At 44.6% G+C, this 19,170-nt stretch carries 21 protein-coding genes; 3 read left to right on the plus strand and 18 right to left on the minus strand.

Annotation, left to right across the window (positions count from 1 at the left end; all coding sequences use genetic code 11):
- Positions 1 to 60: 60 nt before the first annotated feature.
- Positions 61 to 270: a hypothetical protein gene (locus ACFPIK_RS03290; RefSeq protein ID WP_377912183.1), complete on the plus strand. Its 210-nt coding sequence runs from the start codon at positions 61 to 63 to the stop codon at positions 268 to 270.
- A 61-nt stretch (positions 271 to 331) separates the two neighbouring features.
- Here ACFPIK_RS03290 and ACFPIK_RS03295 read toward each other — a convergent pair whose 3' ends face one another.
- The 17 genes from ACFPIK_RS03295 to ACFPIK_RS03375 all read right to left on the minus strand — a co-directional run bounded on the left by ACFPIK_RS03295 (position 332) and on the right by ACFPIK_RS03375 (position 16,710).
- Entirely contained in the window at positions 332 to 1,666 is a 1,335-nt protein-coding gene (locus ACFPIK_RS03295; RefSeq protein ID WP_377912185.1) for a transglutaminase-like domain-containing protein, read from the minus strand.
- A 9-nt stretch (positions 1,667 to 1,675) separates the two neighbouring features.
- A complete protein-coding gene (gene madM, locus ACFPIK_RS03300) occupies positions 1,676 to 2,437 on the minus strand; it encodes a malonate transporter subunit MadM (protein ID WP_377912187.1) in 762 nt (253 codons plus the stop codon).
- Position 2,438: 1 nt separating this feature from the next.
- The gene (gene madL / locus ACFPIK_RS03305) at positions 2,439 to 2,795 is read right to left on the minus strand and encodes a malonate transporter subunit MadL (protein ID WP_377912189.1); all 357 of its coding nucleotides are present in this window, start codon (positions 2,793 to 2,795) and stop codon (positions 2,439 to 2,441) included.
- 34 nt (positions 2,796 to 2,829) lie between these two features.
- The gene (locus ACFPIK_RS03310; protein ID WP_377912191.1) at positions 2,830 to 4,311 is read right to left on the minus strand and encodes an acyl-CoA synthetase; all 1,482 of its coding nucleotides are present in this window, start codon (positions 4,309 to 4,311) and stop codon (positions 2,830 to 2,832) included.
- 95 nt (positions 4,312 to 4,406) lie between these two features.
- Complete coding sequence (locus ACFPIK_RS03315; RefSeq protein ID WP_377912193.1) at positions 4,407 to 4,817, minus strand: hypothetical protein; 411 nt, start codon at positions 4,815 to 4,817, stop codon at positions 4,407 to 4,409.
- A gap of 176 nt (positions 4,818 to 4,993) precedes the next feature.
- Positions 4,994 to 5,692: a 6-phosphogluconolactonase gene (gene pgl, locus ACFPIK_RS03320; RefSeq protein WP_377912195.1), complete on the minus strand. Its 699-nt coding sequence runs from the start codon at positions 5,690 to 5,692 to the stop codon at positions 4,994 to 4,996.
- A gap of 1 nt (position 5,693) precedes the next feature.
- Positions 5,694 to 7,073 carry a glucose-6-phosphate dehydrogenase gene (gene zwf / locus ACFPIK_RS03325; RefSeq protein WP_377912197.1) on the minus strand — a complete coding sequence of 460 codons (1,380 nt, stop codon included), beginning with the start codon at positions 7,071 to 7,073 and terminating at the stop codon, positions 5,694 to 5,696.
- Positions 7,074 to 7,149: 76 nt separating this feature from the next.
- Positions 7,150 to 7,809 carry an ROK family protein gene (locus ACFPIK_RS03330; protein ID WP_377912199.1) on the minus strand — a complete coding sequence of 220 codons (660 nt, stop codon included), beginning with the start codon at positions 7,807 to 7,809 and terminating at the stop codon, positions 7,150 to 7,152.
- 241 nt (positions 7,810 to 8,050) lie between these two features.
- On the minus strand, positions 8,051 to 8,644 hold the full coding sequence (locus ACFPIK_RS03335) for an NAD(P)-binding domain-containing protein (protein WP_377912201.1): 594 nt from the start codon (positions 8,642 to 8,644) through the stop codon (positions 8,051 to 8,053).
- 221 nt (positions 8,645 to 8,865) lie between these two features.
- On the minus strand, positions 8,866 to 10,248 hold the full coding sequence (gene mnmE / locus ACFPIK_RS03340; RefSeq protein ID WP_377912203.1) for a tRNA uridine-5-carboxymethylaminomethyl(34) synthesis GTPase MnmE: 1,383 nt from the start codon (positions 10,246 to 10,248) through the stop codon (positions 8,866 to 8,868).
- The gene (locus ACFPIK_RS03345; protein WP_377912205.1) at positions 10,245 to 10,712 is read right to left on the minus strand and encodes a thioredoxin family protein; all 468 of its coding nucleotides are present in this window, start codon (positions 10,710 to 10,712) and stop codon (positions 10,245 to 10,247) included. Before ACFPIK_RS03345 ends, mnmE begins: the two co-directional genes overlap by 4 nt.
- A 2-nt stretch (positions 10,713 to 10,714) precedes the next feature.
- On the minus strand, positions 10,715 to 11,611 hold the full coding sequence (locus ACFPIK_RS03350) for a metal ABC transporter permease (protein WP_377912207.1): 897 nt from the start codon (positions 11,609 to 11,611) through the stop codon (positions 10,715 to 10,717).
- Entirely contained in the window at positions 11,601 to 12,893 is a 1,293-nt protein-coding gene (locus tag ACFPIK_RS03355; protein WP_377912209.1) for a metal ABC transporter permease, read from the minus strand. Before ACFPIK_RS03355 ends, ACFPIK_RS03350 begins: the two co-directional genes overlap by 11 nt.
- Before the next feature lies 1 nt (position 12,894).
- Complete coding sequence (locus ACFPIK_RS03360) at positions 12,895 to 13,683, minus strand: metal ABC transporter ATP-binding protein (protein WP_377912211.1); 789 nt, start codon at positions 13,681 to 13,683, stop codon at positions 12,895 to 12,897.
- Positions 13,680 to 14,600 carry a metal ABC transporter solute-binding protein, Zn/Mn family gene (locus ACFPIK_RS03365; RefSeq protein WP_377912213.1) on the minus strand — a complete coding sequence of 307 codons (921 nt, stop codon included), beginning with the start codon at positions 14,598 to 14,600 and terminating at the stop codon, positions 13,680 to 13,682. Before ACFPIK_RS03365 ends, ACFPIK_RS03360 begins: the two co-directional genes overlap by 4 nt.
- A complete protein-coding gene (locus ACFPIK_RS03370) occupies positions 14,597 to 15,259 on the minus strand; it encodes a metal-dependent transcriptional regulator (protein WP_377912215.1) in 663 nt (220 codons plus the stop codon). Before ACFPIK_RS03370 ends, ACFPIK_RS03365 begins: the two co-directional genes overlap by 4 nt.
- Before the next feature lie 323 nt (positions 15,260 to 15,582).
- Entirely contained in the window at positions 15,583 to 16,710 is a 1,128-nt protein-coding gene (locus ACFPIK_RS03375; RefSeq protein ID WP_377912217.1) for a glycosyltransferase family protein, read from the minus strand.
- Positions 16,711 to 16,731: 21 nt separating this feature from the next.
- Between ACFPIK_RS03375 and ACFPIK_RS03380 the strand changes: the two genes are divergently transcribed.
- Positions 16,732 to 17,547 carry a 2,3,4,5-tetrahydropyridine-2,6-dicarboxylate N-succinyltransferase gene (locus ACFPIK_RS03380; protein ID WP_377912219.1) on the plus strand — a complete coding sequence of 272 codons (816 nt, stop codon included), beginning with the start codon at positions 16,732 to 16,734 and terminating at the stop codon, positions 17,545 to 17,547.
- A gap of 10 nt (positions 17,548 to 17,557) precedes the next feature.
- Positions 17,558 to 18,160, plus strand: coding sequence for a tetratricopeptide repeat protein (locus tag ACFPIK_RS03385; RefSeq protein ID WP_377912221.1), 603 nt, complete (start codon positions 17,558 to 17,560; stop codon positions 18,158 to 18,160).
- Between the two features lie 149 nt (positions 18,161 to 18,309).
- Here ACFPIK_RS03385 and ACFPIK_RS03390 read toward each other — a convergent pair whose 3' ends face one another.
- A complete protein-coding gene (locus ACFPIK_RS03390; protein WP_377912223.1) occupies positions 18,310 to 19,041 on the minus strand; it encodes a molecular chaperone DnaJ in 732 nt (243 codons plus the stop codon).
- Between the last annotated feature and the right edge of the window lie 129 nt (positions 19,042 to 19,170).

Consider the following 19,170-nt stretch of genomic DNA (forward strand, 5'->3'; position numbering starts at 1 on the left):
ACAAGCTTTTAATTGATAATCCGTAATTTTGAACATCAATCACTTCAACCTTATCACATCATGAGAAAATTTAGATTTACCATTGCCAGTCTAATGATTGTTGGATTTCTATCTGCTACGCTTTTCACTTCTTGCGGAGGTAAAAAAGAAGAAGCAGCTGAAGAGGCTACAGAACAAGCTGAGCATCCTACAGAGGGTGGCGAGCATCCAGCAGGTGGTGAGCATCCAGCTGCAGACAGTACTGCTGCGGATAGTGCTGCTGCTCAGTAATTCAGAAGTAAAAAAAGAGGCCCGATTTACAAAATCGGGCCTCTTTTTTTTGTTCTTTATTTTAGGATTTTCTTTGGAAAGTAAAAATAGTAGGAGCTTTGACTTCCTTACCGTCAATCTCCAAATAAGGATAAGCTAAAAAATTAATGGGTCCTTGAGATGGGCCGGGATTGAGTTCTAAATCTCGTCCTCTGGTAAATTCAATTCGATTTGCCGGATGTCTTCCAAAATAATAAGTGGCCAAGGCTGTGTATTTATTGGCTTCGGAGATATCAACAGGCCACCATTTGCCATCAGCATAGAACTCCGCCCAGCAATGGTATCCGTCGATCCCTCCTTCATTGCGATCAGATGGAATTGACGCTCCAATGGCAAAACGGGCAGGAATACCCACCGACCGTGCCAAGGAAATAAAGAAAGAGTGAAATTCAGAGCAATTTCCAGTTTTGGAATCACAGGCATAGTTGGAATCTCCACGTCCAAAGTCCCCAAATTTCATGTAGCGCATGTTGTCAATAATGTAATCGTATAGCGCGCGGGCTTGAACCAAGTGGGAATCATTGAGTTTTGCCCCCAAGGTTTCTTTGGCAATCTGCTCAAAACGACCGCCTTTTGGCATCAATTTGTTGGAAACTAGGTCAATTTTAGGATCCGGAGCAGGTGCCTCGTAAGGTGTTTTTTCACGTCGCTGCACGGCATAGGAAATCTCAATGGTTTTTCCGCTGTCTTCCGGTTTGAGCTCCAGATATAATACTTTGTTTCGGTTCACTTGATCCAAGAGTTGACTGGATTTTCCGGGGACTTTCATGTCCAAGAGCTGCACTTCCTGAAAATCATCTGAAAGTGCGATGGGAATCCATATCTCTGCTTTTTCCTTTAACTCAGGAATATTCACAGTATAGTAAAATTCAAAATTGTCCTTTCCCTCAATGACACCGAGGAGATTATTGTCAGCTTGTTCGAGTGGCATTCTGTACCAGGTTTTATCTTCTTTTTGTTTCCAACTGTAAAATGGCTTTCCGTTCAGTTTGTGCACAGTGGTCTGAGTCACCGTCATTTCACCAGGTTTACCTTCCATGAAAAAATCCACGTCATATACGTCGCCCTTTTCATCCACTAAATCCACACAGGCAAAATGACTGTCAGGGCCAAGGTTAGAAAGGTATTCGGTGTGAACCCGTACCAGTTTCATCCGGAGGTCATGGTTTTCATCTTTTACCGGAAAAACACCTCCATTTTCAGCGGTTTTTTGATCGATGAAGGATTTGATTCCGGCTTCGATTTCAGCAATTTCAATTCTGGGACCGGAAATTATGGCTTTTTCCTCTTTTTCTTTTTGAGGAGCAGCGCAGGAGAAAAGCAGTGCGAACAGTCCGTAGGAAAAGATTTTTTTCATAGTGAGTTTTCAGCTTAATAGCCAATTTAATATCAAATAAAAGAGGGAAGGACACACCAAACAACCCAAGCCCGTGTAAAAGGTTGCTGTGACTGCCCCATAAGGAACTAATTTGGGATCTGTGGCTGCAAGTCCTGCCGCCACTCCGCTGGATGTACCCATGATTCCTCCAAATGCCATGGCTGCACCCGGAGAATCTAAGCCTATTTTTTTGGCAAGAATAGGTGTGAAAATCGTCACCGCGATGGTTTTAACCACGCCCGAACCAATACTAAGGGCAATCACTTCCGAACTCGCACCGATTGCTCCACCTGTAACCGGCCCTACGATATAGGTGCATGCACCGGCCCCAATCGTACACAAGCTTACTGCATCCCGATACCCCATCAACCAAGCCAAAGCAACACCTCCAAGGAAAAATACACCGATACCGAAGACCAAGGAAATCATTCCTATCCATCCGCTTTTTCGGATTAAGAAAAAACTTGCACCAGAGGCAGTCGCTACGATGGCAAAATCCCGGAACATAGAGCCGCCAAGCAGTGAAAGGCCTTGAAAAAGCTTTAAATCTGCTAATCCTTTTTCCCCATCTCCTAATAATCCTCCTAAATAACCGAATACCAAGGCCAAGAAAATAGCGATGGCTGATCCAGGTATCCTGGAAGCCAAGACTTTTTTGGAAAATACATCTGTAATCCAAGTCAATAGTCCAACCAGAAGGAAGGCGACAATCAAGCCGTTTTTGTCGATCAATTTTAGCAGTTCCTCCATTTCAGTCAAACTTCACGGATTTGATCAATACCTTAAAAACCCAAAAAGCAAGGAAAACGGGAACCGTCCCGGCCAAAATGGCTAATACTCCCGAGGAAAGGGCTGATTTTACATTGAGGCTAGCAGCCATCGCAATGACTACAGGAATGTAAAGCTTATTCCAAAACTCAATTCCAAATTCCAACTCATCCTTCCACCATCCCTTCTTTACAAATCCTTCCTTTACCAAAATCAAAAATATCATGGCAAAACCCACACCTCCTACATTGGCATCAATGCCAAGAAGGGTGCCCAATAAATCACCCATCCACATGCCAAGTAGAAAAGTGAATGAAAGTAAAGCGAGGCCTTTGATCATAAATAGAGGCGAGTTTTAGGGAATTGACTGAAGGTTAAACAAAGAGTTTTTTGAGGTCGTTCTTGACGACTTTACCCATGGCATTTCGGGGAAGTTCGTCAAGGATAAGGTATTTCCTTGGAGTTTTATAGGCGGGCATTTGTTCTCTCATCCACTGGTTGAGGACTTGGCTGTTGATTTCTCCCAAAGGAATAAGCGCTGCTACTACTAATTCGCCCCATTCTTCATCAGGAACTCCCACTACGCTACAGTCTTTGATCAGGGGATGCTTTCGCAAAACTTCTTCGATCTCCAAAGCAGATATTTTATAACCTCCTGATTTGATGATGTCGACTGAGTCTCTGCCCAAAATACGGTAATAGCCTTCCTCGACTATTGCAATGTCTCCGGTTTTGAACCAACCATCCGAAGTGAAAGTCTTGGCTGTGGCTTCTGCTTTACCCCAATATTCTTTGAAAACAGACGGTCCTTTGATCTGTATTTCTCCGGGCTGACCTGCAGGTACTTCTTCATTTTTTTCATCGACCAATCTGGCTTGTACTTCCGGAAGAGGTTTTCCAATGAAGCCAGCTCTTCTTTCACCATCATACGGATTGCTTATTGCCATGCCGATTTCAGTCATGCCATAGCGCTCAAGCAGGTAATGCCCTGAGATTTTTTGCCAAGTTTCCATGACAGACACGGGCAAGGCGGCCGAACCTGAAACCATCAATCGGAAGCGCTTCATACACTCATGAAGCTGAATTTTCTCAGATTCTGAACGAGATTCAAATTCAGTCACCAACTTGAAATAGATGGTAGGTACAGCCATGAATACATTGATTTTTCCTTCAAGAAAAAGTTCAAAAACCTGCTTGGCATCAAAAGGATGAAGAAATTGAACAGTAGCTCCCGCCCAAAGTGCACAAGACATCACATTGATGATGCCATGTACATGGTGGAGTGGGAGTAGGCATAGCGTGTAATCCTCTGCGGTCCATTTCCAAGCCTGAATCAGCGTGCTTACCTGAGATTCGATATTGGCATGCGTGGTCAATACGCCTTTGGGTAGGCTTGTCGTGCCAGAGGTGTAAAGGATCATGGCTCCACGGTCAGTGGATAGGTCAGGGAGAATTGTAGGAGAGATTGGTTTTTGAAGATCCATCAAGGTCAGCCACCTGAGGTTTTTATCTAGCGCATACTCTTTCAGAATACCTTCATATTCTGGGCCTGCAATAATGATTTCTGCTTGAGTATCTTCGATGACGTAGGCCAGCGAGGGAAGTGGATAAGTAATGCAAAGTGGAACAGCTATACCTCCGGCTTTCCAGATTCCCCATTGCACGGCCGTGTAGTCAATCCCCGGAGTAACCATAAATGCCACACGCGCTTCGTTTAGGTCGGTTTTACCCTCTAAAAGGTGAGTAGCCACCTGTTGACTACGTAGCGTAAGTTCTTGATAATTATGTGCACCGAGTGAATCGATGATAGCTGTTTTTGAGGGGTCTAAAAGGGCTTGGGTAAATAGGCGAAGCATGAATTCAGAATTTTGGGGAAGATAAAAAAACGCAGTGGATTCAGGCTTTCCAAAAATAAAAAAGCCTGATTCAATCAGGCTTAAAGTGGGTGGAATTACTCCTTTACTGGTTTTTTCCAGGAAGATCGGGTTCCTTCATTGAGGTCAAAGACCAAGTAAAGTCTCTCCGGTTTTTTAAAAGATCGAGTAGATTCGTAAATACAGTCTACACTATACTCATTGGCTAAAGTGTGTTCCTCCCATTTTCCTTCGTACTGCGCATAGTTGATCACCGTGATTTCATGATTTCCCTTTGGGACATCTACCGTAAATGATCCGGTTTTACTTTCAAGAGTTTCCGGTGATACACCGATTTCTCTGCCATCTATCCAAACGGATGTTCGGGTTAGATGATCAAAGCCATCTTCAATACCTGTGAATTTCACAAAAACGGTCAGCTTGGTGGTTTGAGCAAATGTCAATTGAAAAGAAAAGGCCAATAAAGCCAGCAAAAGAAGTTTTTTCATCTGATTAAATAGATTGAAACCGGGTTAAACTCCATTCGCTAAAGGTATGGATTTGGAAAAAAGTAAGGGTAAGGATAGGCATACGGAGAAATCCGTATTCTTTCACTTAGGGAGGAATTTCCTGGTCGACTTAGATAGAAAAGTAAAAAGACAGCTTGATGAGCTGTCTTTTCCGATTATGATTTCGAGAGATGTTTAGCTGCGGCCCGATCAGCAAAAATGGTAGCATGAGTCGGGTTTACTTTCCCCGCCGGAATACCTGGATCTTGCTGGAGAAGTCGTTGGAGCATTTCAGCTTTTTCTTCTCCTGTAACCAGCCAAAGGATTTCTTTAGCACGGTTGATCAGGGGATAGGTCATGGTCATACGCATTCGGCCTTGGTAGGGGAATGCAGTCATGGCAATATCCGAATCAGTCACCTCGCAAACCGAATCTCCGGGAATCAGAGAGGCTGTATGCCCATCGGCACCCATGCCCAAATGAATAAGATCCAACTCTCCCTGTTCTGCCACTTTCCGAATAGCCTCTTCGTAGGCTTTGGTTTCCTCATCGAGGTTTTCGGAGATGACATGCATGGGGAATACGTTGATTCGGGTCATAATACCCGATCCTTCTATGGATTTGAACAATTGGGTGAGGTTTCGCTCCTCATTTCCATCGGGGGCAACTCGCTCATCCACTTGAAAGAGAAACACTTTTTCCCATCTCAATTTGGCTTTAGCCAAGATCTTGAGCATCTGCCAAGGTGTCTTTCCTCCACTGATGGCCATTGTAAAGCTTCCTTTAGTCAGGATTGCAGTCCTTATTTTCTCTTCAATGTACTGAGCGGCTTTCTCTGCTACTTCGTCCGAATTATTAAAAATTTCCAGTGTCATATTATTTTTTGTTTACCTCAGGATTGTTCCAGCCTCCCGTGGGTACGATCAATTCATTGACTTGGTCGGGACCCCAGTTTCCCGGTTCGTACTCAAATACCGGATAGTCAGATTTTAGGTAATCATCCACGATCTTCCAGGCCTCTTCGACATAATCTTGTCGTGCAAAATGAGTCGGATCTCCCGCCATCGCATCGGTGAGTACACGCTCATAAGCATCCTTTTCATTGGGGAAAGGAGTAGGATTTCCCTGAATTTCAGATAATACCGAAGACATATCTTCCCCCTGCGCCATAATCAACATGCCGAAGGCAACCGTCACATCAGGGCTGATTCGGAAACGGATATGATTGGGTTGGGATGCAATGGAGGAATAGGCTGAAGGTAAATGTTTGAATTTGACCAGGATCTCAGTGCAGGTGACAGGCAGGTACTTACCGGCCCGGATATAAAAAGGTACACCTTCCCAACGAGGCGAGTCGATATGGAGTCTCATGGCTGCGAAGGTTTCCGTTTTGGAGTTGGGCTGAACCGCCTTTTCTCCCAAATAGCCTTTGTATTGGCCTTTGACCACGTCTTGGGCTTTGAGAGGAGCAATAGCTTTGAGCACTTTTACCTTTTCATCCCGGATGGATTCGCTGTCCAGTGCTTTGGGTGGTTCCATGGTCAGGTTGCAAAGAATCTGGAACAGGTGGTTTTGAATGACATCGCGGATGGCGCCTGTGACATCGTAGAATGCACCCCGGCTTTGGATTCCAAAATCTTCGGCCATCGTGATTTCCATGGACTCGATGTGGTTTTTGTTCCAAACGGGTTCGAGCAGGGAATTGACAAAGCGGAAAAAGACAATGTTGTTTACCGGCCGCTTGCCTAGGTAATGGTCGATTCGGTAGATTGCGCTTTCCGAAAACTTGGAAAGGAGCACTTTATTCAGTGCACTCGCTGACTCAAAATCTGTCCCAAAAGGCTTTTCCACAATCACTCGGGCACCTTTGGCACAGCCTGAGAGCTCCAATTGCTCGACGATTTTGGGAAAAAGGACAGGAGGGATAGCTAGGTAGTGAGTAGGATTTTTGGCATTTCCCAAAGCCTCTCGGATTCTTATAAAGGTCTGTGTATCGGTATAGTCACCGCCCACAAACCCAAGGAGGCTGTAGAATTTGGCGAACGATTCTTCATCGTATTGGCCGTATTTCTGCACACTTTCTTTGGCCCTTGCTCTGAGTTTTTCCAGGTCATAATCGCCTCTGGCTACACCGATGATAGGGGAATTGAGATTCCCTCTTTTGACCATCAAATGCAAGGCAGGGAATATTTTTTTATAAGCCAGATCGCCTGTTGCACCGTAAAATACCAGCGCGTCTGATTTTACTTGAGCCATAAATAGCTTGTGATATTGCGTTGAGATAAAATGAAATTGGAAGAAAATAGAACCTTCAAAGGAGTTTTATAGGAAATCAAACCTTAAAAGATCGCTCCCATAACCGGAAGCCACCAGTGAATGCATTTTTGTTTGATCCAAGTCTACAGTCAGCAGGGATTTCTTCCAGCAGTTTGGAATTTCCTCCTCCTAGCACAATTTGATCTGGCTGAAAACAGTGTCTAAAGTGATCGATGGTCAAGTAAACCATCTCCATCCATTTTTTCTTGCCCAATTTTTTAAGGGCTGCATTGCCTACGTGAGTTTCAAAAGTTCCCATTTTAAACGGGAGATGTCCGCCTTCCAGCGGCAGTAGTAGGTCTTCAAAAACCATAGCTGTACCCAGGCCTGTACCAAAACCCATGAATAAAAGTTTGCCTCCTTCATAGCTTCCAAGTGCCTGCATCACTGCATCATTGATAATTTTTACCGGACAACCAAAGGCTTTTTCAAAATCAAATCCTTTCCATCCGCCACCCATATTGACAGGGTCAGCTTCTATTTTACCGTGTTTTACTACGCCAGGAAATCCGATTGAAATCACCTCATACTTCCAATTTTTGGCGGCTTCTTTGACCAGAGGTACTAGTTCTTCCGGTCTGAAGTCGTTGCCAGACGGGATTTTGATCCGTTCGGGCTGACCGGTAGCTAGAATTTTGATGTTGGATCCTCCTATGTCAATGACCAGTACATTCATTCTTTTGAGTCAGGTTTGATTTTGACGGGTAAGGCAGCCCGTAGCAGATTTAGGTTTCAAAGCTTAAAGATAGTATATACTGAGTGGAGATGCAGAATTAAATTTTGATTCTAAGCTTCTAAGTCAATTTAACCGAATTAAAAATCAATGGTTTAGGTTTGAGAAAAATTAAAGACTAATGGTTTGATTTAATATAAAAATGAAAAAGGCGAGTATTGCTCGCCTTTTTTGATGAGATGATTTAGATCGATGCTGACTTCAGCGGATAGTTTGGATGCAAAATTCGGGTCTTAGTGGTTTTAGAACCGAAGATCTCCGGTTCGACAGTGATTTGGTCAGCGTCGATAGCCTTGTAGCCGATCAGTTCGACTAAACGGCGGACACGCAGTTTCTGAGGTATGGCTTCTCCAAATACCTTGGTTTCCTCTAATCGGCGGAATATGCCCGATTTGGGATAATCCACTCCAAAGTTGTTGAAAGCTCTGAAATGATATGCCTTTGGTGCTGCAGATCGGATCAAAACTGAGTTTGGGAGTTGGGAAATATCGGTGTGCGTACAATCAATGAGGATTTTATCGTCTGTCTCTGCGGTGTTAAGCACCTTGATGATTTCTGCCAAAGAGGTAGTCTCAGCACAGATCAGAATAATTTCTGATTGAATGATGGCTGATTCGTAGGGGCAAATGCGATGATTCAGTCGATTAAGGAGTTTCCACTCCGGAGCTTCGGTATCGAAATCCGAACTTACTCCAAACACTACCTCAAGACCTGCCTCGAGGTACTTTTTACCTAGCGTGTTGGAGAGCGAAGTGCCTCCAAGAAATCCAATTTTCATGTGCGTTCAATTAAATGAAACTGATAAAATGAGCTTTAAAAACTTCTGTTGATTTTTTGTAAACGACTGAAAACTAGGATAAATGAAGTATTTATCAAAATAAAATTTTGAAAAAATTCATAATACAATATATTATTCATTTTTCTTACTAAGAACTTCAAAAAAATTGTAATCAAATAACTAAGTAGATTTTTAGAATTCTGAAAATCAGTCTTGTGAAGTTACTTCCCGATACAAAACTTACTAAAAATATTCGCCAGCAAGTCATCCGTAGTCACTTGACCGGTGATTTCGCCGAGGTAGTGCAGGGCCCTTCGAATGTCCATCGCGAGGAAGTCGTTGGTCACTAGGCTGTCCAGTCCGGTGAGGACATCGAGTAGGGATTCGCGGGTTTTGGTCAGGCTATCGTAGTGACGTACGTTGGTGATGATGGTATTTCCGGTGCGGAATTTATCCAAGTTGACCAGCTCAAGGATGCGGAGTTTGAGGCCTTCCAGGTTTTCTTTTTGGCCCGCTGAAATAAAAATGGTGTCGGGATGATTGGCTTTTAACTCACTGATAATATTTGCCTTAGCCTTGTCCGTCTTATTTGCCACTTTCAGGAAAGGCACGCCCAAGTTTTCCAGTTTGTTGATGTCTCGATTGATCTCTACCAGATCGGTATCGCTCAGGTCAAAGAGGTACAGAATCAGGGAAGCGGTCTTCATTTTTTCCTGAGTTCGGCTTACGCCGATGGCCTCGATGGTATCGGTAGTTTCCCTCAAACCTGCTGTATCGATAAAGCGGAAGATGACGCCACCGATGCTGATTTCATCTTCGATAAAGTCTCGCGTGGTGCCTGCAATATCTGATACGATGGCTTTTTCCTCGTTAAGCAAGGCATTGAGCAGGGTAGATTTTCCTGCGTTGGGCTTGCCGGCAATCACGGTGGGAACCCCGTTTTTGATCACGTTGCCCAGGTCAAAGCTGAGGATGAGTTCCTCGACTATCCTGAGAATCCGCTCTACCAACCTTCTCAAGTCGTCTCTACTGGCAAACTCGACATCTTCCTCCACAAAGTCGAGTTCCAGCTCGATCATGGAAGCAAAGTGGATGAGTTGATTTCGGAGTTCTTGAATCTCTGAGGAAAAGCCTCCACGCATCTGGTTGAGTGCAGCTTGGTGGCTGGTTTCGGAGTCGGCATGGATTAGATCGGCCACCGCTTCTGCCTGTGCGAGGTCAAACTGCCCATTCAAAAATGCCCGTTGGGTGAATTCTCCGGGCTTGGCCAAGCGGATGCCCTTGCGGACAAAGAGCTTGAGCACCTGATTGATGATGTAGGAGGAACCGTGCGTGGAGATTTCCACTACGTTTTCCTTGGTAAAGGAGCGAGGGGCTTTGAAAATAGAGACCAATACCTCGTCAATGATCTTTTCCCCATCTCGAATGGTGCCGAAATGGATGGTGTGGGAAGGCTGATTTTCCAGGTTTTTACCAAAAAAGACCTCATTGGTCACGCGGATGGCGTCTTTTCCGGAAAGTCGAATCACGGCAATGGCCCCAACTCCCTGAGGAGTGGCTAGGGCGATGATAGTGTCTTCGCGCTCGGCGATATTGAAACTCATGGTTGTTTGACTCCGAAGGCTTTTTTCACTAAATCATTTAATCCTGCCAAAAAATCAGTTGCAGGTCGGTAGCCGGGGAGTTGGGCGATGTTTTGCAAGCCCGGTTCGATGATCACAAAGTTGGGATAGGACCGCACCCGCATGGCTGCTGCCATGTCGGCTTCAGAGTAGGTCTTGCCCATGAACTCAAATTTCCGATTGGTATCCTCGGCGTTGAGTTTGACGGCATAGAAGTTCTTTTTCAGATGGGCCACTACCGCAGGATCCACAAAGGTTTCTTTGTCCATCTTTTTGCACCAGCCACACCAGTCCGTGTACACGTCCACCAAAATCATTTTTGGGCTTTTGGCATTGGCCGCGATAGCCTCTTCAAATTTCATCCAGGTGATTTGTTCTTGCGCCGTAGCATTCAAGCTAAGCATCAGACCAAAGACCAACAAAAGGATTAAGTTCAGTTTTTTCATAATCACATCTCTAACGACGGGTTGGGGGAAGGAGTTCCTTTCCACCAAGTGGCATTTTTTCTCTTGAGGATGGCGCTAAGTAAAAAGAAAAATCCCGCTACAGTGACCATCATCCCTGCAATCGAACTGTCCATCCAATAGGCAAGGTAGTATCCAAAAATGGCAATTAAAATGCCAAGTCCTGCGGTGAGTTTTAAAAGTGGAATCAGACTTTTGGTCCAGAGGAAAGCTGTCGCCGGCGGCACGACTAACAAGGCCACCACCAATATCGCCCCAACGGATTCAAAGCTGCTGACAGTAGTATAGGACACCATGCTCATCAGGGCGAGGTTGATTCCCTTGGCATTGATACCAATTACAGAGCTAAAGCTTTCATCGAAGCTTGTTAGGATCAACTCTTTAAATAACAAGTAGATAAATCCTATGACGAACAGGAAATTCAAGCCCGAAAGCCAGGTGATTCTCGGGCCAAGATTCAGACCACTTTTCGTAATCCAAAGGTCAATCGGTAGGTAAGCAATCTCTCCATACAGCACACATTCCTGATCCAAGTCTACCTTGTAGGCAAATAGGTTGATTAGAATAATACCAATCGCAAAGAGTAGAGTAAAGGTGATCCCGATGGAGGCATCGAGCTGAACTTTGGCTTTTTTGCGCAAGCCTTCTATCATCAGCGTAGCCAAAATGCCCAACAATCCGGCACCGATGATGACTTCAAGGCTTCGCTGACTTCCTGATACAAAGAAGCCAATGACAATCCCAGGCAATACGGCATGAGAGATGGCGTCTCCGGTCATGGACATTTTGCGAAGCATCATAAATACACCCAGGAAACCACAAGAAATGGCGATAAGGGCGCCGGTGAAAATGATCAAAAACGCGTTGCTGTCAAAGGTCATGGTTTTCTCGGGGGATAGTTTCCTGATGGGGATCGAGGGTAGGAAAGTTGAGCCGCTTCTCGAGCAAGGCTTCCAGTTCCGGAGTGATCAAATGCTCCATTTGTTCGGCGGATTCATGGACGTGATCGGGAGCGATATTCATGAATTCATTGAGATAGAGTTCCCACAATCGGTGCAGACGAACGATACGCATTGCGTCTGAAATACCCTGTGGGGTTAGATTCACAAGTGATTCATTTTTAGCAATAAAACCTTCTTGTAGTAAATCTTTGATAGATTGGTCTATTTGGGCTTTCTGGTAGGGGTAGAGCTCATAGATTTCGTCTATGGTGAGGCCATTTTTGTTTTCTTCTTTTGCTTTATACAGCGCTTTCATCAGGTGGTCGCGGTGGGTTTTTCTCAAGTAGCTTTTTCTGGAAAAATACCGGAAGATGATCCCACTTTTCGGGGAAAACATAAAAGAAAGCAAGGCAAAAAGAGAAAGAAAAACCACCACCCAAGGACCTGTGGGCATTTGCGGCAGCACAAAGGAAATGTATGTACCCAAGATGCCGGAGACGATAGAAAAGCAGGCTGCCAAAATCAAAAGCGGATTGAGTCGGTCGGTCCAAAATCTCGCAGCGGCACCGGGCGTAATCAGAAGTGCAGCCATCAAGACTACCCCAATCGCCTGGATGCCGATGACCACAGCAAGAATCATGAGGACATTAAAGAGAAAACGGATCGCTTCCATGGGAAAACCGATCGCTTTCCCATAGTTCGGATCAAAGACCATCAGGCGAAACTCCTTTAACAACAGCGTGAGAACGGCGATAATGGTGAGTGAAAGTCCTCCATATATCATCAAATCGGTCTCTGAGATGCCTATGGCATTTCCAAAAATAAAGGAGTTTAAGCCCGCGATTTCAGGATTGCCTGACTTTTGGAGTGCGGTCAACATTACGATGCCAATTCCGAAAAAGACGGATAGAATCGTAGCGATGATGGTGTCTTCGCTTAGCTTGGTGTTTTTCTTCAGCCAGGAACTCAGAAATGTAGCCAAGGCACCTGACAGAAATGCTCCAGTGACGATGTAGACGGGGTTCTTTTCTCCTGCCAAAATGAACCCCAAACAGATTCCGGGCAATACCGCATGGGAAATGGCATCTCCCAAAAGCGCTTTCTTATCCAAAAAAGAAAAGGTGCCGACATAAGCCGAACCGATTCCCAACAGGGTGATGCCCAGTACCACCCAGGTGATCGAGGGATCTTGAAAGGTGAAGAAATAGACAAAGTCTTCCATACTAGCTTTTGAGCGGGTTAAAGTCTTTGTTTCGGATCAGGTCGGTGACCTTCGTCAGCAGATTCAATTTTCCACCATAAGTTTTGCGAAGCAAATCCTCTGTAATTACCGATTCTTTAGGGCCGGAGGCCACGAGGTGGAGATTGAGCATGATTACCCAATCGAAGAAGTTCATCGCCGAGTGTATGTCGTGGTGAACCACTAAAACGGTTTTTCCGGAATCGGCCATTTCTTTCAGCAACTGGAAAATGGCAGTTTCTGTGGCCATATCTACTCCTGCAAAAGGCTCATCCATGAGGTACAAGTCTGCCTGCTGCGCCAATGCGCGTGCGATAAACACCCGCTGCTGCTGACCACCGGACAATTCGGAAATTTGTCTTTCTAAAAATCCAGTCATGCCTACTTGCTCCAGACATTGCATGGCGAGATCTTTTTCTTTTTTTCCGGGTCTACGGAAAAGCCCCAATTTCCCATACGTTCCCATCATCACCACATCAAGCACCGAAGCGGGGAAATTCCAATCCACCGATTCCCGCTGCGGCACATAGCTGATTCTAGCCCGGACATCGTTGAGGGGTTTGTCAAAAATCCGAACATAGCCCGAAGTAGGAGGTACCAGCCCCATGATGGCTTTGATCAGGGTGGATTTGCCAGCACCATTGGGGCCAAGGATGCCGACAAGCTTGCCCGACGGTAGACTCAAGTCCACATTCCAAAGCACCGGATTTTGATCGTAGCTGACGGTGAGGTCATGGATTTCCAACACAGGATTTTCTACTTGGGTGATCATGGCAATAGGTTTTGGTAGATGATGTTGAGGTTGGTGGCAAACATTCCGAGGTAGGTGCCAGCGGGAGTATCCGGAGCGTCGAGGCTGTCGGTGTAGAGGGGACCTGCCAACTGTACGTTTTGTTTTTTTTCTGCAGCTCCGTTGGCTACCGCTTTTAGAGCTTTGGGAGAAATGGTTTGCTCTGCGAAAATGGCTTTGACCTGGTGCTCCTGAATGATTTGGATCAACTCCGTCAAGTCTCGGAGCCCGGGTTCGCTGAGTGTGGAGAGTCCCTGAAGTGAGTACACTTCGAGGCCATAGGCTTTTCCAAAATAGGCGAAAGCATCATGGGCTGTAACTAACACCTGATTTTTTGACTTCAATTCATTGACTTTGGTTCTAGTCTCTTGCTCAAGGATTTCCAGTTTTTTGAAGTAAGTGGCTGAATTCAATTCAATGTTTGACTTCCATTCAGGCTTCCATTTGACAAGTTCTGAACTGGCGTGCTTCAGGGCTTTTGACCAAAGGTTAATATCAAACCAAATGTGTGGATCGACACTGTGAGCTTCCGGACCGGAGCGGATGAGTTGGTCTTGTGGCACTCCTTGGGACACATCGATGATGGATTGAGTTAGGGTCAACTTTTCGAATATCTCGGTCATTTTGCCCTCCAGGTACAGGCCGTGATAGACAACCAGGTCAGCATTTGTAAGCAAGTCTAGATCTCTGACGGAAGCTTTATATAAATGTGGATCTACTCCGGCTGGCATGAGTGCAAATACATCAGCTTGTTCTCCTACCAGATTTTTGATCCCATCAGCCAAAATACTCGTCGTAGCCACGATTAGGGGCTTTTCTCTTTGGGTTTCGGAGTCAGGCTTGCATGCTCCTAGCAGGAGAATGGAAAAGAAGAAAAGAGCTAGAGGCTTTAAGTTCATGACTGTAACACCAAAATATTGCTTGCGACGTCTTTGGACATAAACAAGGTCTTTTTCTGATCCACAAGGATTTCCAGCGACCCATCAAATTCTACTTTATCCAGCACTTTGATTCGTGCGCCAATGTAGGCACCTACCTTGTCGAGGTAGCGGAGAAAAGCAGCCGAACTGTCCTTAACGGCTACGATTTGTCCGGTTTGGTTTACTTCCATTTCATTGAGTTGAACTCTTGGTCTTGCTCTTACGTCGCCAAACTCATCCGGAATGGGATCACCGTGCGGGTCAAATTTTGGAAAGTTTAGATAAGCATCGAGTCTTTGGATGAGCAAGGGGGACTGAATGTGCTCGAGTTGCTCGGCGACTTCATGTACTTCATCCCAAGCGAAGTTTAATTTCTCCACCAAAAAAACTTCCCAGAGTCGGTGCTTCCGGATGGTTTGTAGGGCTAGTCGCTTGCCGGTTTCTGTGATTTGCAGTCCGTAATACTTGCGGTACTCGATCACTTCTTTTTCGCCCAGCTTTCTGAGCATGTCGCTCACAGAGGCTGCTTTGGTTTTAATCTCCGCCGCAATGTCATTGGTAGATACACTTTTTTTCCCTCCGTCGGAGAGGTGGTAGATGGCTTTCAGGTAATTCTCTTCAGCAACAGTCAATTCCATAGGTAGCTCAAAATAATGAGTCAAATGTAAAAATTAAATTAGATATATCTAAAAATAAATTTCAGAAAAGCTAAATCGAGTGTGGAAAACCCAAAAATAGTCGTGTTTTCAGGTTTAGACTATTCTAAAAATATATTTAGATTTAAATTAAAAATGTTGTAAATACTTATTTATCAATTAAATAAAGGATTGATTTATTCCTGATTTAGACCAAAAAGAGTGAAAAAAGCCAGTTTCCACTTCTTGAATTTGAGTGTAAAAAATAGGGTAGGGGTGGATAAGTTTCCACACATATCCACTCTTTGGGGAAGAAAATGGAGGAATTAAGAAAGGAGATTTTGGATAGCTTGCTGAAAAAGAAGCTTTTGACTTTTCCATAGCACGGACTCGGGCACCAATGTGGAAAAGTAAGTTTGGTCTAAAGCATGTTGAAAAGTCGTGAGCGCGTTCTCTTTGTCGAAGAAGTCAACAGTTATCCCTCCTTGGTAGGAATTGAAAAATTTCTCCCACGTTGGATTTTGGTTCATCAGTACCGGAATTCCCAACGCTGCGCATTCAAAGAGTTTGGTTGGGATTTTTTCCTGAATCGCAGGATGTATCACGTAGGGCAAAAGTGCAGCATTTGAATTGATCACAACCTGCTCAATTCGGTAATAAGCAATGGGAGAATTTGAAATCTCCAGATGGATCTGAGGGCAAGTAATGGCCTGTTGGAGTAGCTGAATCTTGTAGGCATCCAGAGGACAATGCCCGATGACCTTCAGTTGAAAGTGAGGATATGCTTCCAGGATTTTTTGAAACCAAATCAATCCCTCCAAAGTGCCATACGCAGGAGTTAGAGTTCCAGTAATGCAGAATTTAAGTTCCTTAGTCGGATCCAGTCGGACTTGTGAAACCTCTTTGATGGCACCTTGGTATTTGTTTTCCAAGACTAAAAAAGGCGTCTTATCGGGCATTTCATCGCTGTAGCAGGTTTCAGCCAATAGGTACAAATCGATTCCTTTTATGCCCTCAGCTTTTCGGATGAGGTAGCTCGCCCATTTTTTCTTTACTTCATTTAAACTTGGATTTAAATCCAAATTTGTGATATAGTTCTCCTGCACATCGTAGACCAGCCGATACTTTAAAAATGACTTGAAGAAAGAGGCTAAAGGCAGGTATTCATACGTGCAGCAGATGAGCAGTTTTGGCTTCAGGTCAAGAAGTTTTTTTGCGAATCTCACTTGGGCCAACAGTCGATCTAACTTAGATCCAAAATGACTCATAGAAGAAAAAAATCGGTAATTACCAGATTCTACTGCCTTTTCATCAGAAAAACCTATGATGTTTAGCCTGTATTTACTTGTTTCGCCCAGCGAAAGGGCAAGCTTTTCATATGCCCGCACATCTCTAACCGGTTTTAAGGTAGAGGCGATCAAAACCTGCACCGGAGAAAACTGCTTTTGACTCATAAACGAAACTAAATAAAACTAATGGAACTCAAAACGATCATTGAGAACGCCTGGGAAAACAGGGAATTGCTTAAGGAAAAAGAAACTGAAATCGCTATCAAGACCATTATTGCTGATTTGGACGCAGGTCAAATCCGAGTAGCTGAGCCTACTGAGGATGGCAATTGGAAAGTAAACGATTGGGTAAAGAAGGCAGTGATCCTATATTTTCCGATCCAAAAGATGCAAACCATTGAGGTTGGCCCTTTTGAATTTCACGATAAAATGGCCCTTAAAACCAACTATGCCAAGCAAGGTGTACGAGTTGTTCCTCATGCCGTAACGCGATATGGTGCCTACTTGGCAAGTGGTGTAGTGATGATGCCAAGTTATGTTAATATCGGAGCCTATGTGGACAGTGGCACGATGGTTGATACTTGGGCTACTGTCGGATCTTGTGCACAGATCGGCAAAAACGTTCATTTGAGTGGTGGAGTGGGTATCGGAGGTGTGTTGGAGCCTGTCCAGGCAGCACCGGTGATCGTAGAGGATGGCGCCTTCATCGGAAGCCGGGCGATCATCGTAGAGGGAGTAAGAATAGGAAAAGAGGCCGTCATTGGGGCAGGTGTGACTTTGACCGCGAGTTCAAAAATCATCGATGTCACAGGTTCTGAGCCGGTGGAATATAAAGGATACGTGCCGCCTCGCTCGGTGGTGATACCGGGTTCGATTTCAAAAACTTTCCCTTCAGGGACCTATCAGGTTCCGTGCGCGTTGATCATTGGTCAGCGCAAGGCTTCTACTGATCTCAAGACCTCACTCAATGATGCGCTTAGAGAAAATAACGTAGCAGTCTAAACCAACTATCATGAGTATTTTAAGAAAAGTATTTTTAGTCCCGGTGATCGCCGGGACTTTGTTTTCTTGTTCTGAACAAAAGTCAAACCCCTCTGATCGATACTTTGAAAGTGGAGATTATCAGCAAGCTGTAGAAAGCTATACAGCGGACATGAAAAATAAGCCAAGCGATGTGAAAATGATTTACAATCGTGGCCGTGCTTACCAAGAAATGGGGAAATTGCTTGAAGCCCAAGCGGACTTTGAAGCCGCTTTAAATCTTGATCCCACCAATTTTCAGGTTTTATTGAGTTTGGCGGCTATCCAATTGGAGCAAAAAAGCTATGCAAGCGCCTTACTTTATGCGACCAAGGCAGAAGAAATTCCTGGAGCTCCAGCGATGGCTTCTTTTTTGAAAGCACGGGCTCTTCATCAGTTGGGGATGCCGGAGGACGCGCTTAAAGCCTATGGCAATGCAATCCAAATCGATAAGGAATTTGGACAGGCATATTATAATCGAGGACTATTGAAAATCGCAATGGAAAGAACCAAACAGGCCTGTGAAGATTTCAAACTGGCCTCGGCATTGGAATATCCGGGTGCATCAGAAGCATTTCAGAACTATTGCAAATGATTTAAAAGAGGTTGTCTGATTAGAGTATGGATTGTCACATGGAGCGTAGTTGAAATGTTGTTCCATTTACTGTATATGGCCTTCGACTTTGAGACTCCCGTCTCTCAGGTGCTCAGGCTGGCTCCAATATACCTTTTTAGACAACCTATTTATTTTTTCTCTGAATCGTGACTGTGGTCGTGAGCTGTGTGATCGCAAATGGCATCGGTGGCCAACTTACCCGATCCGGTGCAAGTACGGCATTCGGATACTTCTTTGCCGGAACCAGCGCATTCAGGACAGGTTAATCTTCCTTTTCCCGCACAACGCTCGCATTCAAAAAACTCAACAATGTTGAACACGTTCACTTTCTTGATCATTCCTGTGGCGGCACATCTGCTACAACCTACTATTCCTTTGGACTTGCAATAGTTACACGATTGTTCGATTTGTTTTTTCCCTTCGCAAGTGAAGCAAGCCCCAAACCGATAGCCTCTTCGGTCGCAAAGTTCGCAGGCTTGGATTTTTGCAAGTGGACCTTTCAGCTTTTCTTTTAGCTCAGATGCTCCTTGATAATTTTGACCTTTAAATCCAGTCAATTCCAAGTATTTGTTGAGAAAATTGTTGCTATTATCATATTGACCCAATTCAAAAAGAGTTTCTGAAAAGTAGTATGGCATCTCGTCAGGCAAAGGAAGACCAGAGTCGATTAGATTTCTGAAGATGGAATTGGCAGTTTGATAATCTTTTCGCTCCATAGCAGCCAAGGCACCTTTCATCCAACGGTCTGTTTGACCGAGGTTCACTTGCGAAAAGGTGTGAATAGAGGGAAATAAGACTAAGGAAAAGAGAAGGAGGAGTAAGTATCCGTATTTCACTGCATTTGGGTTAACGAGTAGCAATTACGTAACTAGATTTCTTTCCTTCAAGTTAAAAGTTGTGGGAATGCATTTTTTGAATCTTTCTACCTGTCATGATTGCAAACTCGACTGTTTCCAGGTAAGGGGTGAAAAGGTGTTTGAGTAGTTTTA

The sequence above is a fragment of the Algoriphagus aquatilis genome, from assembly GCF_042657405.1.
Classification (GTDB): domain Bacteria; phylum Bacteroidota; class Bacteroidia; order Cytophagales; family Cyclobacteriaceae; genus Algoriphagus; species Algoriphagus aquatilis.

Bases quoted from the DNA above. Each gene is read 5' to 3' on its own strand.
- ACFPIK_RS03345 (WP_377912205.1), bottom strand. From the start codon at position 10,712: ATGAAAAAACTGAACTTAATCCTTTTGTTGGTCTTTGGTCTGATGCTT.
- ACFPIK_RS03370 (WP_377912215.1), bottom strand. From the start codon at position 15,259: ATGGAATTGACTGTTGCTGAAGAGAATTACCTGAAAGCCATCTACCAC.
- ACFPIK_RS03365 (WP_377912213.1), bottom strand. From the start codon at position 14,600: ATGAACTTAAAGCCTCTAGCTCTTTTCTTCTTTTCCATTCTCCTGCTA.
- ACFPIK_RS03350 (WP_377912207.1), bottom strand. From the start codon at position 11,611: ATGACCTTTGACAGCAACGCGTTTTTGATCATTTTCACCGGCGCCCTT.
- ACFPIK_RS03385 (WP_377912221.1), top strand. From the start codon at position 17,558: ATGAGTATTTTAAGAAAAGTATTTTTAGTCCCGGTGATCGCCGGGACT.
- zwf (WP_377912197.1), bottom strand. From the start codon at position 7,073: ATGGCTCAAGTAAAATCAGACGCGCTGGTATTTTACGGTGCAACAGGC.
- ACFPIK_RS03295 (WP_377912185.1), bottom strand. From the start codon at position 1,666: ATGAAAAAAATCTTTTCCTACGGACTGTTCGCACTGCTTTTCTCCTGC.
- madL (WP_377912189.1), bottom strand. From the start codon at position 2,795: ATGATCAAAGGCCTCGCTTTACTTTCATTCACTTTTCTACTTGGCATG.
- ACFPIK_RS03360 (WP_377912211.1), bottom strand. From the start codon at position 13,683: ATGATCACCCAAGTAGAAAATCCTGTGTTGGAAATCCATGACCTCACC.
- ACFPIK_RS03310 (WP_377912191.1), bottom strand. From the start codon at position 4,311: ATGCTTCGCCTATTTACCCAAGCCCTTTTAGACCCCTCAAAAACAGCT.
- madM (WP_377912187.1), bottom strand. From the start codon at position 2,437: ATGGAGGAACTGCTAAAATTGATCGACAAAAACGGCTTGATTGTCGCC.
- ACFPIK_RS03330 (WP_377912199.1), bottom strand. From the start codon at position 7,809: ATGAATGTACTGGTCATTGACATAGGAGGATCCAACATCAAAATTCTA.
- pgl (WP_377912195.1), bottom strand. From the start codon at position 5,692: ATGACACTGGAAATTTTTAATAATTCGGACGAAGTAGCAGAGAAAGCC.
- ACFPIK_RS03290 (WP_377912183.1), top strand. From the start codon at position 61: ATGAGAAAATTTAGATTTACCATTGCCAGTCTAATGATTGTTGGATTT.
- ACFPIK_RS03355 (WP_377912209.1), bottom strand. From the start codon at position 12,893: ATGGAAGACTTTGTCTATTTCTTCACCTTTCAAGATCCCTCGATCACC.
- ACFPIK_RS03335 (WP_377912201.1), bottom strand. From the start codon at position 8,644: ATGAAAATTGGATTTCTTGGAGGCACTTCGCTCTCCAACACGCTAGGT.
- ACFPIK_RS03380 (WP_377912219.1), top strand. From the start codon at position 16,732: ATGGAACTCAAAACGATCATTGAGAACGCCTGGGAAAACAGGGAATTG.
- ACFPIK_RS03315 (WP_377912193.1), bottom strand. From the start codon at position 4,817: ATGAAAAAACTTCTTTTGCTGGCTTTATTGGCCTTTTCTTTTCAATTG.
- mnmE (WP_377912203.1), bottom strand. From the start codon at position 10,248: ATGAGTTTCAATATCGCCGAGCGCGAAGACACTATCATCGCCCTAGCC.
- ACFPIK_RS03375 (WP_377912217.1), bottom strand. From the start codon at position 16,710: ATGAGTCAAAAGCAGTTTTCTCCGGTGCAGGTTTTGATCGCCTCTACC.